This is a genomic window from Scytonema sp. PRP1, from assembly GCF_036697665.2.
Classification (GTDB): domain Bacteria; phylum Cyanobacteriota; class Cyanobacteriia; order Cyanobacteriales; family Nostocaceae; genus Kalymmatonema; species Kalymmatonema gypsitolerans.
This window is the reverse complement of the sequence record NZ_JBAHYJ020000073.1, coordinates 136,371-155,199: the sequence shown is the minus strand read 5'-3', so window position 1 is coordinate 155,199 and position 18,829 is coordinate 136,371. Positions and strand designations below refer to the sequence as shown.

The window sequence follows — 18,829 nt, the reverse complement described above, 5'->3', positions numbered from 1 at the left end:
TATTGATGATTCATCATTTTGCAGCAACGTGCCAAATCTTAATAGTCTTGTCAAAACTGCCACTAGCAAGGGTTTTACCATCTGGACTAAACGCCACAGACCAAACCCTGCTAGTATGCCCCTTTAAGGTACCTATTTGCTGTCCAGTAGCCAAATTCCAAAGTTTGATAGTTTTGTCCCAACTACTACTGGCAAAGCTTTTACCATCAGGGCTGACAGCGACAGATAAAACCTTGTTAGTGTGCCCTGTAAAGGTAGAGATTTCTCTTTGCTTAGTGACATTCCATGATTTCATAGTTTGGTCCCAACTGCCACTGACTAAAGTGACACCATCAGGGCTGAAAGCAAGTGAGGAAACAGCCTGGGAATGCCCTTTAAGGGTATAAGTTTCCTTTCCTGTTGCTATGTCCCACAAATTAATGCTGTTGTCAAAATAGTTACCACTAGCAAGAATCTTGCCATTTGGACTAAACGCAACGGTGTTAACGACGTCGCAAGCACCTTTGAGGGTACGAATGTTCTCGCCTGTAGCCAACTTCCACAATTTAATAGTCTGGTCCCAACTGCCACTAGCAAGGGTTGAACCATCAGCACTGATGGCAACAGACTGCACTGAAGCTAGATGTCCTGTCAGAGTCCGGATTTCTTTTCCTGTATCAAGATTCCACACTTTGATTGTTTTGTCAGCACTACCACTGACAAGGGTCTTGCCATCTGGACTAAAAGTTACTGAATTAATCCACTGAGAATGCCCTATCAAAGTTCGGATTTCTTTTCCTGTATCGAGGTTCCACAGTTTGATTGTCTTGTCTGCACTAACACTGGCAAGAGTGTGTCCATCCGGGCTGATGGCAACAGCGAAAATGGAGTCGGAGTGTCCTGCAAGGGTGAAGGCTGCAGATAAATTTCCCAAGGGTGTCGTTTGAGGTTGACTGTTGTCAGAAGATACACTAGTGGCAGCAGGGGAAGATTGCCAATACCAAACTCCCCCAAATCCCAAAAGTGCGATCGCTACACCCGTCAACACTTTAATTTTTGAGTCAGTCATCTTTACATAACGCCTGCCAATTCTACAGTTGTGCTACTCTCACATTGCTATTCAAAAGAAACAGAGAGCATCTTACTTATTTGGGAATACATTTACTTACCTATTGAGGCGATAATATTCCGGATTATTCATCACACTCCATAGGTATTTTTTGTAGCGTTGACAAGCTAAAACACAAAAATTAAAAAGATATTTGCCAAATCTTAATAGTTTTATCGTCACCTCCACTGACAAGAGTCTTTCCGTCCCAACTAAAGACGACAGACTGAATCCCATCGGTATGACCTTCGAGTGTGCGAATTTGCTGTCCTGTTGCCAAATTCCACAGTTTGATGGTTTTGTCAAAACTGCCACTGGCAAGGATTTTGCCATCGGGACTAAACGCTACAGAAGTCACTTTGCTAGAATGACCTTCCAGTGTGCGAATTTGCTGTCCTGTTGCCAAATTCCACAGTTTGATGGTTTTGTCAAAACTGCCACTGGCAAGGATTTTGCCAAACCCTTGCGGGGACGCTGCACGTTCACGAAGTGTGCCCGCAGGGCTTACGGGACTAAACGCTACAGAAGTCACTTTGCCAGAATGACCTTCGAGTGTACGAATTTGCTGTCCTGTTGCCAAATTCCACAGTTTGATGGTTTTGTCAAAACTGCCACTGGCAAGGATTTTGCCATCGGGACTAAACGCCACAGACCGAACCCAGTTAGAATGCCCCCTGAGTGTGCGAATTTCTTCTCCTGTTGCCAAATTCCAAAGTTTAATCGTGTTGTCGTCGCTGCCATCAGCAAGTATCCTGCCATTATGACTAAAGGCAAGGGTATGAACTGAGTTAGTATGCCCCTCCAAAGTGCGGATTTCTTGTCCGGTTGCCATATTCCAAATTTTGATCGTTCTATCCTCGCTAGCACTCACCAGGATTTGCCCATCTGAACTAATACTCAGGAAATTAACTGTATCGGTATGCCCGCTCAGGGTAGAGATTTCTTGCCCCGTGACCAAACTTAACAATTTGATACTGTTATTGCTGTTACTGGCAATTGTTTTGCCATCCGGGCTAATAGCGACAGATAAAATTGAGTTGGAATATCCTTTGACAGTAGAAGCTAAGGAAAAGTGTCCTAGAGACTGTGGACGCTGATGAAAAATCACATCTCGATTGGCAGCACTACTGTTTGATTGACTCAAACTAGAAGATATTCTCATTTCCAGACGACGGAATTGCTCATACCAAAACTTTCCTGAACCTAATAAGATGATGGCACTGCCAGCCAAAACTGAATTTCTCAAGAAGATATATCGTTTTGGTACAGATGGCGACTCAGTCGCTGGTAATTTTGTTGTGTGCTTTGTTGGAGTTGCTGCTCTTAATTGTGAGGTTTGTTGCTGCTTGATACTCAAGTCTGCAAGTACTTCATTGCCTGATTGGTAGCGATGCTGCATATCTTTTTGCAACAGCTTATCGAGAACCTGTGCCAATTCTCCAGTGATTGGGCTTTTGAGATACTGTTGCCAATCTTGTACCCAGCTATACCCATATTCTGCCCACAGTTTAAAAGGGGAAACTCCAGTGAGCAAATGAAAGCAAGTCGCCCCGAGACTGAACAAATCACTTGCTGGATAAGCCGAACCATCTCTTATCTGTTCAATAGGGGAATAGCCTTGTGAACCAATTGAAGTCCCCATTTTTATCTTTACTTTTGCCGTTAACTGCTTTGCAGAACCAAAATCAATGAGAACTAAATTCCCGACTGTTCCCGAAACTACTGTTGTTGAGGGTAGGGAGGCTCGACGGCGGATAATATTTTGTGGTTTTATATCTCGATGAATCACTCCTTGCTCGTGAATAAAGTTCAAAACGGGCAGTAAATCCAGCAAAATTTCTTTAATTTCACTACAGTGATACTTCTTCTTCTGTTGCAATTCACTTAACAAATTCTGCCCATCGATAAACTGCTGTACTAAATACAGGTAGTTATCTTGCTCAAAGTAAGCCAAAAGCGTAGGTATTTGGGGATGCGCTCCTAGTTCTTGCAGTCGCTGAGCCTCTTTTTGAAACAAATCCATTGCTTTATTCAGCGCCCAAGTTCCCTGGACTCTTGGTGCTAATTGCTTGATGACGCACCGTTCATTTAATTTATCTACATCTTCTGCTAAATAAGTTCTACCAAATCCACCTTCATCAGAAAGAACTTGAATGATACGGAAGCGATTTCGCAGCATTGCCACTAATGGAGTGCTGCACGTTTGGCAATGCTTCTTCCCATTAGGATTTAGAGGATTTGGGCAATCAGGATTAAGGCAGCAGATCATCATTTGATAGGTGCGACTGCGTGACACATTACGCTTAAGTTATCCCTGATTTTTTTCATAATGATTAATAATTCTCCTTATTATACAAAATCTCAATTCCAAAAGTTTTTCATGTCAAAACATTAAGGATTTTACTTGAATCCCCACAAAGACCATAAATTCCGGTATTAATAAAAACGAATTAACGACAAGAATTGATGACAAAATACTGGTGTTTTTTAATTTATCATTATAGATAAACACAGATGCCCAGACATAATTGATGTATGTTTACCTTGTTGTTTCTATCGATAAATTAAACATTGAAATTTGGCAAAATTTTGATTAAATATAGCTAAAATGGTCAGAAAGTTTGTTTTTAGTCTTTCCATAGCAATTCCCTGATAACACTGCATTCTTTGGTAAAAATGTCACATCAAAACTACCTATGCCCAAAATTTGTAGTATTTGGTGGCTCTGCACTTTCTTGCGATCGCAAGCAAATGCCCGCCAAAGGCGATGGCGCCGAGCGCGATTGCCCTTTAGGGCAATCGCGCTCCAGGAAGCTTGGAACTGCACATTTGACCAAGCTGACTTTGGTTTAAAAGATCCATGTGACAATGTAATCTTTTCGCAGATAAGCAGTTCATTAAGCACAAAGGCTTATTGAACTTTAAAGTCTTTTCAATCTAACCAAAAACATTTTTTTTCGCTAGTAGCAATACGATATCTTTGCGAAATCGTAACTTTTCCAGGACTCCACCAGCGCAATGAAAGATAGAAAAATTAAGGAATAGAAGGGTTATAGGGGTGTAGAGAGGCGGCAGCAATGCGCCCTACATTATAAATTTTAGATTTTGAAGAGCAAATTTCCCCTTTCCCCTCCTACACTGAGTGTAAAATTAATCAAGGTACTTCAATCGGAATCAAAGCATTTTCTGGGAGATAATTGCAGAAACGCCCTTCATCTGCAAGCACCAAAATCAGCCGTAAGGGGTAATCTGGCGGAACTTGCAAATCTGCCCAAGGTACCGCCACCTCCAAACACTTGCTCAAGGCAACTTGAGCGCGGCTAGCACGCGGATGCCATTGATAATGCTCTCCTGCTTCGCGAAACTGTATTGATTGCGTCAGTAAATTAACCTCTAAATGGTGGTGAAACTGGTAATTTACTGGGGATGTATCCGGCACTTCTGCTAAGGGAACAGGGCTGTTGTGCATCGTTTTGTCAGGATAAAACCACAGTAAATTCAACTCTGGTGGCAAATCCTTTCCAGGTTGAGTGCCTGCTTTGAAATCTACCCGTAAATAGAAATTCAGGTGATCCACGCCGTACCAAAGCCGTTGAATCACACTGCTGTTATGCATTGTTCCCCGCGCCCCGCCGACTTCTATGCGTCCGGCTTTGTCCCAGTCTTGCTCATCACCTCGACCATCAATGACTGGATGAATAAAGCTTTGTGGGCGATGATCAGCCTGTGCCTCGTGAATTTCTACGGGTTGCCGGAGATAAGCAGGTATAGGTTCATTCAGCGCCTTGTATATCCGGTACAAATGCTCTCGAAACAACTGGTCAAAAATGGCATCGTGATTCGAGGAATGCCCCACACCAAACCACCAAAACCAGTCAGAACCTTCTGCTGCATACAAAGCTTCCCATGCTTCCGGGTTGTTTTCTTCGGTTGCTTCTGGATGATTGGCTAAAGTTGCCCTAGCTTGCGTTAGGTAATCCCAAGCGCGATTTTTAGCAGGATCACCGATCCAAGTGGTGAAGCTGCCATCCACCCAAGAACCACTGTGCAGTTGCTCTCCTGGGATAGTTGCTGTTGGCGGAAACTGTTCGACAAATTCTGAGACGGTAACAAGTTTCAGGTGTGGTTCGTTACTCAAGCTTTGATACAAAGCGTCTAAAAACGGTTTGCCATCTTGGGGATAATATTCCCAACAGTTTTCACCATCTAAGGCAATGGTCACTAACCAAGGTTGTTCGCTTTGGCTGTCTCTTTGCTTTCGGGCGATCGCCTGCAAGTGACCCACCAAGTCTGCTGCTGCTTGCTTTGGCGGCATGGAACCGTAGGTAAAGCCAATTAAATCTGATAATCTGTGATCTCGAAAGACAATAGACACGTCACCTGCACTTGTTTGCAAGCGGTATGGTCGGTACAGCAACTCTGGGTTTTGAACGTTCCCGGCATTATCGCGCTGAAAAAAGTGTTTCAACGTCCACCCTAGCACCGCTTCATCTGAGCAAATCCACTTAAATCCTTGATTAATAATATACGGTAAAACTTCTGGGCTAACGGATTGTTCTGAGGGCCACAAACCTCGTGGTGTTCTTCCAAACCTATCTACATATAAATCCCAAGCTTTCCGCAAGTGCCGGGGAATATCTTCTGCCCACTGGAACCGATACTCTGGTAAAGTCATATTAGGCACTGCAACTCGACCAGAGTTGGTATCGGCGAGCAAAGGCAAGATGGGATGAGTATAAGGCGATGTTGTCACTTCTAACTGCCCGGCATCTTGCATTGCCCGATGTTGCGGGACAATTTTGCTAATGATTTGTCGTTGTTTAGAGTAAATTCGCTGGCGATCGCCTAAAGTAAAATTCCGACCCTGTTTTAACCAAGCTTCAATTTCCGGGTCATCCCAAAACATCGGGTCAATCCACGCCAGATTGTGCCAAGCTAATAAATCGCTGTAATCTTGCACCTGCCAGTTTAACAAACACCAAGCGTGTCCTTTCTCTTGCCGTTGGTTGTACAACTGAGCATAGCGGGGATGGGGATCAATCAGGGTGTGGTGATTTGCGTCGAAAAAGTGTTCGACAATAAATTCCCGTTGTTGGTCAGACAGTTGCTCTGTTGGTGTTAAGCTCAGTTCCAAATAAGGATCAAAGGCAGTGCCAGCGACGTAATCTTCAAGCTGCAATATCAGCGATGGTACCAAATTTACCGTTTGGTGCAATTGAGGATAGCGCTCTAGGATCAGCACAAGATCCAAGTAGTCCTTAGTACCATGCAAACGCACCCAGGGTAGACGATAACGCTCTTGACGAGACTGCGAAACGCCGTTGCTGGAAGAAGATTTGTAGAGTGGCTGATGTTGATGCCAAATAAAAGCGACGTAGAGAGGATGAGACATAGCAAGAGTCAAGAGTCAAGGGTTAAGGGGAGCCAGCGCAAATGACGCTCCCGCGCCTAGGCGACTGGCGTTCAACGCTCAAGGCTCAAGAGTCAAGAGTTGACGGTCTATGGACTTTGGACTTTTGACTTTAAACTCTTGACTCTTGACTAATCACCGATATCGAAGGGCGGCGGAAGCCTCTAAATTCTATTTATCGGGATGAAGCCCGACGTGCAAGAAGATTGCACGTAAGGCTTATCCGAAAACCCCGTTGCCGGGAACTCCTTGTGGGTAAAGTTTGCCGAACCTAAAAGGTTCCGCTTCGCTAACGCAAATGTTTAGAGTCGGCTGACTCCAAATGACACTGGTTTAACTCCTTTAAGCCTGTTTAATCATTTGGTTCTAGAGCTACAAACTGGCAAGCATTTGTAGGTACGACTTTTAGCGCTTCCTCTAAACGTAGTCTAGTTAATAGACTGAAGCTGGTCAGGTCGCGTCAACTGCAAGCCCCGAATTCTATTCGTGGGGTTTGCATTTAACCAGGAGTCCCTGACTTTTACATCACTTGCTCAACTTCTGCAATTTCGGGAATCATTTCCCTCAGGCGGCGCTCAATCCCCATTCTCAAGGTCATTGTGGAACTGGGGCAAGAACCGCAAGCACCTTGCAACCGCAGTTTGACAATCGGACCATCAAGTTCTACGACTTCCACATTGCCGCCATCAGACATGAGATATGGGCGTAATTCATCCAAAACTGTTTCGACATTGTCAATTGTAAGTTCCATAGTTGTAGACCTCTTCCCAAAATTATTATTTTCCAGTGTTGTTAAACCAATCCTAGATCTAATTCCAGCTTCATGACTTTTTGTTCTCTAGCGTTAGTCTTTTGTGAGCCATCAATAACTTATGACTCATGACTCGTGACTAAACAGCTGCTGGTTCTAGTAGCTTAATATTGGAGTAGCTGAACTCAGTTGTCGTGCGAGTGCCATCTTTATACTCTTGCACAACTTGCTTAGTCATTACATAATACTCGGCAATTTTCTTATAAGAATCTTCAAATTTAAGAATGCTGGTGACTTCATTGGTTTTGGAGTTGCGGAAAATCGCATCATAGCGAGTTGCAATGTAGCCAGAACCTGTGTCCAAGCTTTCGTGGGTATCAATGATAAAAGCCATGCGACCCATGACCCGACTTACCTGGGAAATTTCCTTGCCCCGGACTCTATAATTTGAACCCATAGAGTCGCCGTTCACCAGGATTTCTATCGCACCGTTTGCGTCTTGCTGACCAAGGCTAAACTCGTGCTTTCCGTGAGACTCCTCAAAGCTTGTGCGTTTACGGTGAGTGACTATATCTCGCAATTGAGTATAAATACCTTCTTCCACTTGCTCATCTGCAACACCCGTAACTTCTACGCTGAGGTCGCCGTTTATGCGAATCTTACCTGTGTGGACTTCATTTTCCTGAACAAGTTGCACATCTGCACTGTAGCCAGGAAAGTTTTCATCCCAAGTGTAACGACTTTCGTAAGCGGTTTGGAATAATTGACGGGCTGTTGTTGGATGTGTCATATAACCACTTTGACTTCACCTTTTTCAGTTTAGTCTAAAGTAGAGACACATCATGCATGGTGCGTCTTTTGAACTAATCTTGTGAGTCGCTATCTGAGGATGAAACCATAACTGGTTGTTGATAGAGTGGTACAGTAAATGTGACTGTTGATCCTAGCCCTTCGCCCAAACTGTAAAAATTCACCTCACCTCCCATCGCCTCTACCAGCTTTTGGGAAATTGCCAGTCCTAAGCCGGTTCCGCCGTACTGGCGAGTGCGGGAACTATCTACCTGACTAAATAATTGAAACAGTTTGTCCTGTTTGTCTAGAGAAACACCAATACCTGTGTCGGCAACACGGACTCTCACCATACCTGGAAATTGTTGGTCTTGAAATGTCACTTTTTTGCGAACGACATCGGCACTGATAGTTATACCACCTTCATGCGTAAATTTAATAGCATTGCCAACCAGATTTAACATCACTTGCTTCAGGCGCTGGTAATCACCATAGACGATAATTTCATCAGAGGTAGGAGGCATTTGTATTCGGAAGCTGAGATTTCTCCCCTCTGCCTGAGGTCCCATAAAGCTTTCTAAATCACTAAATAGCTCATCTAAGGTGATTGATCGCAATTCCAGTTCCATTTTGCCAGCTTCAATTCTGGCAATGTCCAACATATCGTTGATAATATCAAGCAGGTAAATTGATGATTTGTGAGCTTCTTGCAGAAACTGCGTTTGTTCCTCTGGATCGTCTGCCATGCCCTCGAGAATCAACTTTAAAAATCCGATGATGCCGTTGAGTGGCGTTCTCAGTTCATGGGTGACATTGGCGAGAAATTCTCTAATGCGGCGGGTGGCTTGTTCGGCTTGTTGACGTGCTTCTTCTAATTCTTTGTATAAAGTTGCGTGGGCGATCGCTGTTCCTAGCTGATCTGCTACTTCTTTTGCCAGTTCAAGTTCCTCTAAGGTGATCTCGGAGCACATTTTGCTGAGAGTCACAGCAATTAATCCATTTGGCTGGTCTTGGTAACAAGTTGTCACCACTAACATTCTCTGCTGGTTAAACAGAGAATGTTGTGGCTTTTCTACTACAATAGGTTGTAAAGTTGCCAATGCTTGAGCAAAGCCTGGCTCAGAACCCATATCTATTTCCAAGCCAAGCATAGAACCTAGATTTGGTTGGCGGTACTCTGCTATCACCTGCACTTTCGTGCTAGATGATTGGTAGGGACAAATGATGCACCGTTCCACTTGCAGCGCTTGCCCCAAACTATCCACCGTTTGTTGCCAAATAATATCCAGATCTAATGTCCGCCGGATATTTCTGGTAATTTGGTTGATCAGGTTATGGTGGCGCTGTGAATGTCTCGCTGCTTGATCTACGGGTGTTTGAGAACCCAAGTTTTCTTCTTTGCTGAGTGCTGTTTGCAGTAGCCGTCCCATGACTAAAACTGTTGTTGGGGTGCTAGCCAAGGAGGGTATGATTGGACTGATTACCAACTCCAACTCAAACAACTGCTGGTTGTAGCTAAACCAGCACTGATACCTTTGCGGCATCAAAGTTGTTAAAACTTGCTGCAATATGTACAAATATGCTGCCTGATCCACTGGAGAGAAGGCACATTCTTTGCCGCTTTGGTCTGCAACGATCTGCTGTGGGTTTAACCCTAAGCATTCGCTGTGTTTCCACCAGAAAGTCAGGTAGCGTCCTGTACCATCTTGCGTGTACACCAACTCGGCTCCTAAATTTGCCCATGAGCCATTAGTGTTACTGGTAATATCTTCTAGATTTTCTGACAATATGTTCGACCTTTGGGAGTTAGCAGTAATACTCATGACTCGAGTTGGATAAGTAAATGGCACCCCAAAAAAGCTTTGCTATTCGCTGCTGAAAGTTTGGCATAAATTTTTCAGATTTAGCATACTTGAGCGGCGATTTTTGGTTGTTCTAAAGTCTAGCATCGGAAATTTTACATTTTTTAATCCTCCATATATATCTTACTTTTTAGCTTTTTTTGAGATTTTTTTTGAGTTTAATCGTTCCATTCCCCTCGAGGTGGTAAAGGTTTACGCACAGGGTTGCGCGTCAGTTCATCATCTCTTGGGGTTTCACCCCTCAGCCACTGGCGGATCGCCACCTCAATCACTTTGCTGGGGTCATTGGTGAGATGCTGAATTTGTTCTAGTAACTCGGAGTCTAGGCGAATAGCAATCTCTACCTTATCGGCAAGTCTTTGTTCCGCATCGGTAGCTTTCTCTTTCATATTCATAGGGTTACTTAGTGAATTTGTTTTTTCCAAGGCTTTGTAAAGTAGCTCTATTCACACAGCGGGGCTGTTGCGGCTTGCAATTGCCCATAAGTCCATATGAATGCACTTCTTGTTGTTTATTGTACGCCTCTAACTGATGAATACTAGAAGCTATGGATAGACCTTCATAAAACAGGAGCGTTCGTTTTGGCAATCCTCAGCTTTTAAGCTAGGCAGGCTTCCGCCGTGAGCGTCAGCCGAACGGAAACACGACTCGCGCTCATATCTTCTTGAAAGCCCACAAGTCAATATTCATTTGTCAGTAGTCAATAGTCAATAGTCATTAGTCATTAGTCATTTGTAGAGACGCGCTGAATCAAAGCGTCTGTACATCTCTTCTTGTCGCATCATCCTGAACCAATAATTTTGAGTCATGAGTTATGGTTGTTGTTCTCTTGTCCCCTCGTCTCCCCTTGCAGTCTTCACCGTCTCACCTAAGAAAGCATTAAAATACGTTAAGTATATTGCTCTTTTATCCCTTGTTGCCGCTAAAGCAAAGAAGTATATGACTGACGTTCCCGCAGCTCGCATTCGGAATTTTTGTATTATTGCTCACATTGATCATGGAAATCACTATAGCAACCGCTTGCTGCAAGTCACAGGCACTGTAGACAAGCGGGAGATGAAGGAACAGTTTCTCGATAACATGGATTTGGAACGGGAGCGCGGCATTACCATTAAGCTGCAAGCTGCCCGGATGAATTATAAGGCAAAAGATGGTCAGGAGTATGTACTGAACTTGATTGATACTCCAGGACATGTGGATTTTTCGTATGAGGTATCCCGGAGTCTTGCTGCTTGCGAAGGTGCGCTGTTGGTAGTAGACGCTTCCCAGGGAGTGGAAGCGCAAACCCTGGCAAATGTCTATTTGGCTCTAGAGCATAACTTGGAAATTATTCCAGTTTTGAATAAAATTGACTTACCTGGAGCAGAACCAAACAGAGTCATCAGCGAAATTGAAGAAATTATCGGTTTAGATTGCAGCGGTGCGATTCTTGCCTCTGCTAAAGAGGGTATAGGCATTGACGAGATTTTAGAAACCATTGTTGAACGTATACCACCGCCACAAAACACGGTGAATGACCGATTAAGAGCATTAATTTTTGATAGCTACTACGACAGCTACCGGGGAGTGATTGTTTATTTCCGGGTGATGGATGGCACAGTGAAGAAAGGCGATCGCATCTACTTGATGGCGTCTGGCAAAGAATACGAAATTGACGAGTTAGGAGTGCTTTCTCCCACCCAAAAGCAAGTGCAAGAACTGCATGCTGGGGAAGTAGGTTATTTAGCAGCAGCAATTAAAGCTGTGGCTGATGCACGGGTGGGAGACACAATCACTCAAGCCAACGCCAAATCTACTGAAGCTTTGCCTGGCTACACAGAAGCTAACCCAATGGTATTCTGTGGGATGTTCCCCATTGATGCTGACCAATTTGAAGACTTGCGCGAAGCCTTAAATAAGCTGAAACTCAACGATGCGGCACTACACTTTGAACCAGAAACATCTAGCGCGATGGGTTTTGGTTTCCGCTGTGGCTTTTTAGGTTTGCTGCACATGGAAATTGTGCAAGAACGCCTAGAACGAGAATATGACTTGGATTTAATCATTACCGCCCCCTCAGTGGTTTATAAAGTGATCACCGTCAAGGGCGAAGAACTGTACATCGACAACCCCAGTCACTTACCTTCTCCTAACGAACGAGAAAAAATTGAAGAACCCTACGTCAAAGTAGATATGATTACGCCAGAAACTTACGTCGGCACTTTGATGGAGTTGGCGCAAAATCGGCGTGGTGTCTTCAAAGACATGAAGTATCTCACTCAAGGACGCACCACACTCACTTACGAGTTGCCCTTGGCAGAAGTTGTTACCGACTTTTTTGACCAAATGAAATCCCGCTCCCGGGGATATGCCAGCATGGAATATCAACTGATTGGCTACCGAGAAAATCCGCTTGTGAAGCTTGATATTATGATCAATGGTGATCCAGTGGATTCCTTGGCGATGATTGTCCACAGAGATAAAGCATACAACGTCGGGCGGTCAATGGCTGAAAAGCTAAAAGAATTGATTCCCCGCCATCAATTCAAAGTGCCTATTCAAGCATCGATTGGCAGTAAAGTCATTGCCAGCGAACATATCCCAGCTTTACGCAAAGACGTACTTGCCAAGTGTTACGGCGGTGACATTAGCCGGAAGAAGAAACTCTTGCAAAAGCAGGCAAAAGGTAAGAAGCGGATGAAATCGGTGGGTACAGTGGATGTACCGCAAGAAGCGTTTATGGCAGTGCTGCGTTTAGATCCGCAGTAACTGGTTTAAGGGCGTTGCTGATTTGAAGTATGAATCCAAGTGTAGAGACGTACCATGTGAGTCCAGCGCTGCAGGAGGGTTTCCCGACAGCAGGCGACTGGCGTTCGCCTTCTGGCGTGCCGAAGGCATACCCGAAGGGGTACGTCTCTACAAGCGTTTGAAATCGCACCACATCTTATGATTAGACCACATATCTGTGGGTAGGCATTGCTCATAAAGCTTATGTAATGGACATTTGAGATATTGTGCGGCAATGCCTACCTTACAAAAAAGCCGTGTAACGTGCTGAAAATTCGACTCTACGACCGAAATGATTTAGAAGAGATTGTTCAGCTTTGGTATAAAACTTGGCACGAAACATTTCCCAACATTCAACATCCACAGCTATATTCTGCATGGAAATCTCGCTTTCGTGATGATTTGGCTGTCAAAGGAGAAATTTGGGTTGCCGAAGTTGAATCTCACATTGTGGGCTTTGTCGTAGTGATAAAAGAAGAACAGTATTTATCACAGATTTTTGTCAATCCTGAATATCAGAACTGTGGTATTGGTTCAGCCTTACTTAACAAAGCTAAAAAAATTTGTCCAGAAGGACTAACGCTGCAAACATTGCAACAAAATACACGAGCCTGCATATTTTATGAGAAACATGGCTTCAAAGCTGGTAAGCTCACAGTAAACAAAATTAATGGGCAACCTAATATTGAATACTACTGGAAGCTTGAGATATAGAGTATCATCATATACGTTAAATCATACCCTGAACGCCGTAATATAGCGCTTCTCGTTTGGATGAAGTAATTATTTATCTGTGTCCATCTGTGTCCATCTGTGGTTCTTATTTCTTGATGTATTGCACTCAACACAAAGAACCGCTATAAACGCAGGCTAAGCTACCAATTATGTAGACATGGTGACAAAAAAGCCAGTAGCCCGACCAGAAGAAAGACCATAGGTTGTTATTAAAGCCTACCTGTGATATCGGCTGAACATATAGGACTCCTCCGCAGATTTTTGAACGACACGGTTCGGTGGGCAGTGCTTAGCAAAACCCGGATGTAGTCAGCAAAATACGGTAAGCACTGCCCAGCCTACAATACTTAAGATTTTTCATAAATCCTGCGCAGATTGCTATATCACAACACTGTCTCATTATCAATATATGACTAAAGTCATGTCAAATCCATGACTTTTATCTCTAGCTTCATTAGATTTCATTAGCTACTTTACAAATAGCTATGAGTTACTTGTGTTGCTCCAATGTTGCTCCAATTTGGGCATTGAAAAATTTTTCTCGGTGCTCTGATCGGATGATGTATGCTTAGCACTATCCATCCTAAATTGTGGAGAAAACCTATAGTAACATTAGCTGAAACATAATTTCCACAAGGTGCACTATTCGCTTCAAAAGACATTCCTGATGTTTTCTAGAGGTTTGAACATGAAATTCGTATATTTTACTTCTGTATCAATAACTTTGGTAGCAATTGTTGTTCTTGTTCATACTAAAAATTTATATGCAAGTTCAATGTGTGTAAATCCCAATACTGCATCCTTGGATGAAACAGTAGGTAGCTCTTTGCCAGAGAATACAAGGTACAACTTTTTAGATGTGGTCATTGACCACAGTATCAATTAAATAAAAATAGGTAAATAAAGATAGAATGGGTGAAGTTCAACAGGACGCGTGTTTAAGCAAAGCCCAACTGTTAAAACTTTAATTTGGTTTATCATTCCTCGTCGGACATTTGTCAATAAGGTCTAATCAAACACATACTTTTCCGCCACTTTCCAGTAGCGCGAGAAGCGCTTGAGGTCAATATAACCGTCGTAGTCAAAAAACGGTTCTACTTCAAAAACTTCCAGTTCCACAGAACGCTCAATTTCGTCGCAGATAGCATCAAACCGGGGACTGGGACTGTCTACTGTGACGACTGTTTTGGCATTATGCTCTTTAGCAAAAGCTAAAACTTCTTTTGCGACATCGCCACGGCGAATGACAACGGGTAACTCTAGCAAGCATTCGTAGATAAAGGTGATGCGTTTAAGACTGAGTTGCCATTCTTCAATTAAAGCATCATCCCAAACCCAGATGGCGGGTGCGTCGGGGTATTCTTCGAGTGCGGGGTTTTGGGGACTGAGACAGTCGCCGTGTATCCAGATAATTGGTTTGCTCATCAGCCATCTCGCATCTGTTCGTCAAACTTACGTAAAACCGGGTTGCCAGGATTTTCTTTACGAGCAGCAATGAGTAGCTCTTCTAGTTTTCCCTCAGCTTCAGCCCATTCTATCAGGTTGGATATGGTTTCTGAGAGATTTGCACCTGCTGCGATCGCCTCCAAGTTCTCATCTAAGCGGAAGCGAACCATCTGTTTGAGTTTTGCTGTCGTAGGAAATGCACTCAGGAGTGCTTTGTGGAACTGCTGCAAGCGATCGCCATTGAACCATAGTTCAGTTGGCTTTTGTTGGGGTGATGATTGAGTTCCGGTAATTCCCCACACCAACTTCTTCAATGCTTGAACATCATCAATATTTTTAGAAAAATCTACCCATGTATACTCTTTTAAAATGACTACTTTTTCAGGTAATTGATTCACACCTGGAAGTAGAATTGGGATTAAAGGAATACCCTTTTCAACACATCTTGTTGTTAATAAGCGCACTTCCATTGTCTGCCACTTTCCTAATCCTTTCAAACCGATAAATATGGCGGCAGATTTGACGAGTGGAATTGCTTTTTGGATTTCATCTTGAAATGATCTTCCTGGTGGAATTTGCTCTTCATCGAGCCACACCTTAATACCGCGTTCCTTGAGTTGATTAGCAATCGCTCTCACTTCGGGCTTGTCTGCACTGTTGTGTGCTAGGAAGACATCGAATTCTTCGCTTTCAGGTTGTTCTTGAGTATTTAATATTTCTGGCATATAAATATATTTCTGTAAATCCCTAATCATGTAAATTCTACTTATTCATGCCTCGCTTTCCCCGAAATTTCCAACCAGGATATTGCTATCACATTACCACCCGTTGCAATAACCGAGAGTTTCGCCTCACCCGCAATGAGTGTCGTGAGGTGTTTCTCTACGCTATTAAGAAAGCAAAGGACAAGTTTGGTTTCAAACTCTATGCTCTTTGCATTATGAGCAATCATGTCCATTACCTGCTTGAACCAGCACGAAGCGAAGAACTACCTAAAATCATGCACTGGGTGAATTGGTACACTGCTATGTGCTTTAATCGAATGCTCAAACGCACAGGGCACTTTTGGGAAAAGCGCTATCACAGCACGGGTTTTGCTAATACAGACACCAAAAGAGCATTGAATACCCTACGCTACATCCACGCTAACCCGAAAGCGGCAGGAATGCAGCAGGGCTTTTTCTACGATTTCAGCAACTATGGCATCCATGATAGGCTGAGTGATGATGGTCTTACCCAATGGCATCCGGCGTTTTTGTCTTTAGGGAAGACTTTAGAAGAATGCGCCCAGAAGTACCGGGGTTTTTGCAAAAAATACCGTCCTCAACCAAAACCAGAAAAGCGCAACCACTGGGAAAATAAGTTATTAACAGGGTTGAAGGCAAAAACAAAGGCAAAGAAATCCTCGCCAGGACAAATGAAACTACCTTGGGATGAGTGGGAGCGAACAAACCAAGAAATAGAAGAAGTAGCGTACAAGTTTATTTTCGCGAATTGTTATAATCCACAATTTGCCAGCATCGTACTACAAGCACAACAACAAGGCCCTCTTTGGATGCAGTACCAGGTAACGAAAACGTAGAAACCCCAATACTTCATGGAAAATCACTTGTTTGCGAATCTTTACAATTTTGTGTAAGCCTTATATGTTACACTTTACAAGTCTGGATGCGAGAGAAGAGATTCCAAATTCCACCTTTCTTTTTGCACAACCATCCCCCAATCCCCACGCTCGCCACTACGCCACGCGGGGAGATGTCCTTGAGAGGCTTTTATGGAGAAGGTTAATTCTTTTTGATTTAGCCATGTAATCTTCCTCCAAATATTCCTTTGCCTTTGCGCCAGCCAACGCGATCGCCAAACTTCTCAAAGTTTCATAATCAGCATTCGATTCCCACCACGCTTTCCCATATGCGCTTTTGCACACTAAAGCCAAAGCCCCCATTGCTGTATTTTACCCAAAGTTGGTCAATTGTGCGTAGGTCAGTGCAGGGAAAATTTTTGATAGATTCGATATCAAGCCAGCCATCATTTTCTCTACCAGATGCTTTGAGCATAACTGCAAAAGTTTCCTCATCCGCTTCTTTCCACTTGCCAGCAGCGAGCAAATCTCGCAGCCGTGTGTAATCTACGCCTTTTTCAGAAGGAAGATCACTTGGCTCAGGTGGCTCGTTTGGCGGTAGGGTAGAGATATCAGGAAGCTCCTCAATTTCCTGACGCATCGCGATGAACCATTCCCGCTCCCCTCTTCCTAAGCTACCAGCTTCTGCTTCATTCAACCACTCTTTTGCCTTTGCCGGATCTAGAAAATTGAGTGCAGTCAGTTGTTGTGCCCGTTCTAATTCAACTCTATCTGCCCAAGGAGAATGATATTCGACATACTGCCAAAGCAGCGTAGCAATATCTCGAATTCGTTGATGAGCATCTTTCCTGCTCATCAACTCCTGCAACAACTCACTACGAATTTCTGGCTCGATTTCATACAGTTCTGCGTCAATTTCACGACACAGCCCAGAACTGAGAAACTCAAACTCGACGGTGTAAGGAAGTTGCTCAGGTGGATCAAGAAAGAAGTTTATTCGCAGAAAGTGCAGCAACTCAGGATTTAAGGCAACGGGCATTGCAGCGTGATACGCCAGTTGCAAGGCTGCATCTCCATCCTTACCACATCTACGCTTAAAGTCATTCAAACGTCGCTCTACAAGTTTGCTAAACATGGTGGCAGTTAAAGGTCATTTATAAAGTAAAAATAAAATTCTTGTAGGGTGTGTTAGGCGCACCCTTTCAATATGATTTGTAACGAAAAATATGTTCAAAGCGCCTAACGCACCGCCACATAACATGGTGCGTTACGGCTTCAGCCTAACGCACCCTACTTAAGATTTACTTTATAAATTAACTCTTATAGTGGCTTCTCAATTATATATTGATGCCCGCGTAGCACATTCACCGCCTGCTGGATGCCCTCCCGATTCAAAGGAAACATCGGCACATGGCGTGCAATCTGGGCGGCGGTGTTATCCTTCCAATATGACTTAGGTAGGGGATTCAGCCAAACATAGTTTAAAGTATAAGCGCGGAGTGCTTTGATAAAAGAGATAGTATCTAACAGACGCACGACATTGTAATATTTACGTACAGCATCAGCATCACTTATTACTACCACAAATGCATCGGCGGCATATTTCTGGAGAACTTCCTCCAACAAAACAGGAGAAAGCAAATCAGGATCTTCGTAGAGATAACCTGTTTTGAGGGGAGTTATCTCGGGCAAAATCTCATCTAGAACTGGAAAGAGTTCGTTACTGAGAGGTTCTAGCAGCTGCTCATCAGCACCTTCAGCAGGAACGTTGTGAAAGTAGTAAATCGCTGTCTCTTGCAATCTTCCTGCTTGTTGAATTGCTCTGCAAACTTCTTCACAAAAGCGATGGAAAGGAGTCATTGAACCCTGACGATCCACAAGCAAAAGTAACCGCGCAACGTTGCGGCGTCTCGGTCTTAACACAACAGAGGCAGCAATTCCCTGTTGAGAACGACGCGCAATTGTGGCGTCAAGATCCAGTTCTGTTGCAGGTCCTACCCGCACGGGACGGCGTAAGCGTCGCCAAGTTTGAGCGACTTCTCGATAAGTTAATGGGAATTGCGGTACGAAGATAAATCGACGTTCCGAAAGTTGCACATCCTTCAAGAAAATCGGAGGTAAGCCGCTACGAGATTCGGTTACAATCTCCTCACGCTCCTGATGCTCCGGAATGTCGTGATGCTGTTCTTTTTTTGATGAGTCTGTCGCATCAAAATCTTTTTCTACTTGCACAGAAGACAATTGCCAATCTTCGTTTTTTGGTGCAAGTTGGTTAAACAGCGCAGTGAGAATTTCTTGCTCTTGGCGCGACTTCGCCCACAGAGAATTGCACAGATCCCGCAGTGCTTCTTTTGATGACCAACCGAAGCCAGCCTGCAAGGACTGTCGCAGTGCTTCATAG

The 18,829-nt window shown here is 43.8% G+C and carries 15 protein-coding genes; 4 read left to right on the top strand and 11 right to left on the bottom strand.

The features are described 5' to 3' along the window. Positions 1 to 13: 13 nt before the first annotated feature. The 7 genes from V5G28_RS16465 to V5G28_RS16435 all read right to left on the bottom strand — a co-directional run bounded on the left by V5G28_RS16465 (position 14) and on the right by V5G28_RS16435 (position 10,294). The gene (locus V5G28_RS16465; RefSeq protein WP_332991298.1) at positions 14 to 1,048 is read right to left on the bottom strand and encodes a WD40 repeat domain-containing protein; all 1,035 of its coding nucleotides are present in this window, start codon (positions 1,046 to 1,048) and stop codon (positions 14 to 16) included. 181 nt (positions 1,049 to 1,229) lie between these two features. Then, entirely contained in the window at positions 1,230 to 3,356 is a 2,127-nt protein-coding gene (locus V5G28_RS16460; RefSeq protein WP_332991393.1) for a serine/threonine-protein kinase, read from the bottom strand. 885 nt (positions 3,357 to 4,241) lie between these two features. Then, complete coding sequence (locus tag V5G28_RS16455; protein WP_332991391.1) at positions 4,242 to 6,479, bottom strand: glycoside hydrolase; 2,238 nt, start codon at positions 6,477 to 6,479, stop codon at positions 4,242 to 4,244. A gap of 538 nt (positions 6,480 to 7,017) precedes the next feature. Beyond that, positions 7,018 to 7,248: a NifU family protein gene (locus tag V5G28_RS16450; RefSeq protein WP_073635024.1), complete on the bottom strand. Its 231-nt coding sequence runs from the start codon at positions 7,246 to 7,248 to the stop codon at positions 7,018 to 7,020. Between the two features lie 139 nt (positions 7,249 to 7,387). After that, entirely contained in the window at positions 7,388 to 8,038 is a 651-nt protein-coding gene (locus V5G28_RS16445; protein ID WP_332991295.1) for a DUF3386 domain-containing protein, read from the bottom strand. 73 nt (positions 8,039 to 8,111) lie between these two features. Further along, on the bottom strand, positions 8,112 to 9,860 hold the full coding sequence (locus V5G28_RS16440) for a sensor histidine kinase (RefSeq protein WP_332991293.1): 1,749 nt from the start codon (positions 9,858 to 9,860) through the stop codon (positions 8,112 to 8,114). Between the two features lie 197 nt (positions 9,861 to 10,057). Next, complete coding sequence (locus V5G28_RS16435) at positions 10,058 to 10,294, bottom strand: hypothetical protein (protein WP_041036982.1); 237 nt, start codon at positions 10,292 to 10,294, stop codon at positions 10,058 to 10,060. Between the two features lie 544 nt (positions 10,295 to 10,838). Between V5G28_RS16435 and lepA the strand changes: the two genes are divergently transcribed. From lepA to V5G28_RS16420, 3 genes are all read left to right on the top strand, one after another. Continuing rightward, entirely contained in the window at positions 10,839 to 12,647 is a 1,809-nt protein-coding gene (lepA, locus tag V5G28_RS16430) for a translation elongation factor 4 (RefSeq protein WP_336230925.1), read from the top strand. A gap of 29 nt (positions 12,648 to 12,676) precedes the next feature. Further along, the gene (locus V5G28_RS16425) at positions 12,677 to 12,808 is read left to right on the top strand and encodes a hypothetical protein (RefSeq protein WP_332991289.1); all 132 of its coding nucleotides are present in this window, start codon (positions 12,677 to 12,679) and stop codon (positions 12,806 to 12,808) included. 121 nt (positions 12,809 to 12,929) lie between these two features. Beyond that, positions 12,930 to 13,379 (top strand): GNAT family N-acetyltransferase, encoded by a 450-nt coding sequence (locus V5G28_RS16420; RefSeq protein WP_332991288.1) that lies wholly within the window; start codon positions 12,930 to 12,932, stop codon positions 13,377 to 13,379. Between the two features lie 1,029 nt (positions 13,380 to 14,408). On the opposite strand, the gene V5G28_RS16415 is transcribed toward V5G28_RS16420, so the two are convergent. Together V5G28_RS16415 and V5G28_RS16410 are read right to left on the bottom strand one after the other, a co-directional pair. Further along, positions 14,409 to 14,825 carry a hypothetical protein gene (locus V5G28_RS16415; RefSeq protein WP_332991286.1) on the bottom strand — a complete coding sequence of 139 codons (417 nt, stop codon included), beginning with the start codon at positions 14,823 to 14,825 and terminating at the stop codon, positions 14,409 to 14,411. Next, positions 14,825 to 15,601: an effector-associated domain EAD1-containing protein gene (locus V5G28_RS16410; protein WP_332991283.1), complete on the bottom strand. Its 777-nt coding sequence runs from the start codon at positions 15,599 to 15,601 to the stop codon at positions 14,825 to 14,827. Before V5G28_RS16410 ends, V5G28_RS16415 begins: the two co-directional genes overlap by 1 nt. A 17-nt stretch (positions 15,602 to 15,618) precedes the next feature. On the opposite strand from V5G28_RS16410, the gene V5G28_RS16405 reads away from it, so the two are divergent. Then, positions 15,619 to 16,428, top strand: a complete 810-nt coding sequence (locus V5G28_RS16405; RefSeq protein ID WP_332991281.1) for a transposase — start codon at positions 15,619 to 15,621, stop codon at positions 16,426 to 16,428. A gap of 298 nt (positions 16,429 to 16,726) precedes the next feature. On the opposite strand, the gene V5G28_RS16400 is transcribed toward V5G28_RS16405, so the two are convergent. Further along, positions 16,727 to 17,563: a GUN4 domain-containing protein gene (locus V5G28_RS16400; protein ID WP_336230922.1), complete on the bottom strand. Its 837-nt coding sequence runs from the start codon at positions 17,561 to 17,563 to the stop codon at positions 16,727 to 16,729. Positions 17,564 to 17,748: 185 nt separating this feature from the next. Then, complete coding sequence (locus V5G28_RS16395) at positions 17,749 to 18,525, bottom strand: VWA domain-containing protein (protein WP_336230949.1); 777 nt, start codon at positions 18,523 to 18,525, stop codon at positions 17,749 to 17,751. Positions 18,526 to 18,829: the final 304 nt, after the last annotated feature.